This window comes from Streptomyces sp. (assembly GCF_035563135.1).
GTDB lineage: Bacteria > Actinomycetota > Actinomycetes > Streptomycetales > Streptomycetaceae > Streptomyces.
Genome location: NZ_DATMVN010000330.1, coordinates 1 through 2,180 on the forward strand (window position 1 = coordinate 1; position 2,180 = coordinate 2,180).

General features: G+C 72.0%; 3 protein-coding genes and 1 tRNA gene. 2 read left to right on the forward strand and 2 right to left on the reverse strand.

The window, feature by feature from the left end; translation table 11 throughout:
- The first annotated feature begins 46 nt into the window (after positions 1–46).
- Positions 47–119: transfer RNA gene (locus VN520_RS14465), tRNA-Ala, on the forward strand.
- A 91-nt stretch (positions 120–210) separates the two neighbouring features.
- Here VN520_RS14465 and VN520_RS14470 read toward each other — a convergent pair.
- Positions 211–522 (reverse strand): tyrosine-type recombinase/integrase, encoded by a 312-nt coding sequence (locus VN520_RS14470; RefSeq protein WP_325747316.1) that lies wholly within the window; start codon positions 520–522, stop codon positions 211–213.
- Between the two features lie 145 nt (positions 523–667).
- Complete coding sequence (locus VN520_RS14475) at positions 668–793, reverse strand: hypothetical protein (protein WP_325747314.1); 126 nt, start codon at positions 791–793, stop codon at positions 668–670.
- A gap of 213 nt (positions 794–1,006) precedes the next feature.
- On the opposite strand from VN520_RS14475, the gene VN520_RS14480 reads away from it, so the two are divergent.
- On the forward strand, positions 1,007–2,180 hold a 1,174-nt coding region (locus tag VN520_RS14480; protein WP_325747315.1), incomplete at its 3' end, for a cyclase family protein.

The following is a 2,180-nucleotide window of genomic DNA, read 5'->3' on the forward strand; positions in this document are numbered from 1 at the left end:
CTGTAGAGTCGTCCACGGCTCGGACACGACGGACCGGGCCGGGTACGGGGCTGTGGCGCAGCTGGTAGCGCACCACACTGGCAGTGTGGGGGTCAGGGGTTCGAGTCCCCTCAGCTCCACCCCGATGACCAGGCCGTTCCCCTTCAGGGGAGCGGCCTGAGTCGTCTCTGGTGCCGGCGTGGTGGCCACTGCCGCGGATGCGGTGCCAGGTCAGTCCCACGGCGCGCTTCCCATGCGGTCCGCCGCGTCGCGGCCGAGGGCGGGCATCACGTGGCTGTAGGTGTCCGTCGTCGTTCGCATCTGTCCGTGGCCGAGGACCTCCATGATGACCCTGGGGTGCACGCCTTCCGAGAGCAGCAGCGTGGCCGCCGTGTGTCGCCCGTCGTGCAGCCGGACCTCGCGCACGTCTACTTCGCGCAGCAGGTCCTTCCACGAGCGCCAGTCCGACATGCTCCCGATCGGCCGACCGTCGGCCTGGGCGACGACCAGGTCGTGGTCCTGCCATGACGGGCCGGCGGTGATGCGCTCCTCGAGGTGGCTGCCCGGTGAGCTCGCAGCGCAGCGACGAGTTGAGCGGGCAGGGCCACGGTCCGGCGGCTGCGGTCCGCCCTCGGCTCCTCGTGGACGAGGCCCTGTCCGCCGACGCGGTGCAGGCCGCGACGAACGCTCAGCGCACCCTCTCCAGGTCGACGTCCGCCCACCGCAGGCCGAGGGCTTGCGACTGCCGCAGTTCCACGGCCAGCGCGACGGGCCACCGGGCGGAGTTGCGGTGGGTCCGAGCGGCCGCGATCACCTGTCCCCCCCGTAGCGGTGAGGGGGAGCTCTCACCTCCTCCATCGGGGCGTTGGCGGCTTCGTGGGCCGTTGCTGACGCCGCGCCGCTCGCCGGGCGTTCAGGTGGCCAGCGGCTCGTCGGTCCACTCCAGCCGTCGGGGTGTGCGGGACGAGTGTTGCCTGCGTCACACCAGCCCTCGTACGGTCGGCCCCCGGCGTCCTGAGGAGCACCCATGCGTCCCGACCTGTTCTCGGCCCACACCGCCCTGTCCCGCCGCTCCGCACTCGGGCTTGCCGGCGCGGCCGCTCTCGGCGTCGCTGGTCTGACCGGCGCGTCGCCGGCCGCTGCGGCCGGACCGAGCGAGGCCATGGGCGGCGGTGGCTACGACGATGCGATGTTCGACGTGGCTCTCGCCGAGGGCGGCGGCTGGGCGCCGTCCCGCTACGGCCCGACTGACCAGCGCGGCACGTTCAACGAGGTGACGGCCGCCAAGACCGCCTCCGCCCTGCGGCTGCTGGCCGACGGCCATCCGGTGAAGACGTACAACCTGGGCGACCTGATGACCAACGGTTTCCCGGCTTACCGGACCACGCCGCCGCGGGTGTACGAGCAGCGGCTCACCGTCCTCGGGTACCAGCCTCCCGCCGGCTTCACCGAGGGCGGCGGGATCCTGCAGAGCACGGACCCGCTGGGTGCCAACCGGGTCAGCGTGCACGAGGAGCGCTTCCCTCAGGGGCACACCTACCAGATCGTCACGCAGCTCGACGGGCTCAACCACATCGGCGTCGGGCCGACCTTCTACAACGGCTTCCAGGGCCCGGACATCGCGACGCCCAGCGGGACGAGCAGGCTCGGCAACGAGCACATGGGGCCGATCGTCACCCGCGGCATCCTGCTCGACGTGCTGGGCCTGAAGCTCGCCGAAGGAGCCAGCGACGCGCTGTCGCGCAGCAAGGACGGCGACCCGGTGCTGCGCGACAACTACCGGATCACGATCTCGGACCTGAGGGCCGCGGCGACCCGGGGCGGCATCCGGGACATCCACCCCGGCGACGTCGTGCTGCTGCGGACCGGCTGGAACAAGATCGCCCGGAGCGAGCCGGAGCGCTATGTGGCCCAGGAGCCAGGCATCTACCTGGCCGAGGCGCGTTTCCTGGCTGACCGGCGCCCCGCCATCATCGGCTCGGACTCCTGGGCGCTCGAGGTGCTGGGCAACCCGGTGGTGCAGGCCGTGTTCCCCGTGCACCAGGAACTGCTCGTCAAGAACGGCATCCGGATCGGCGAGGGCATCATCACCGACGAGCTCGCGGCGGACGGCGTCTACGAGTTCGTCTACCTGACGACGCCGCAGTACGCGAAGGGCGCAACCGCGGGCAACGCGCCGCCGGCCGCGCTCGGACAGCCGG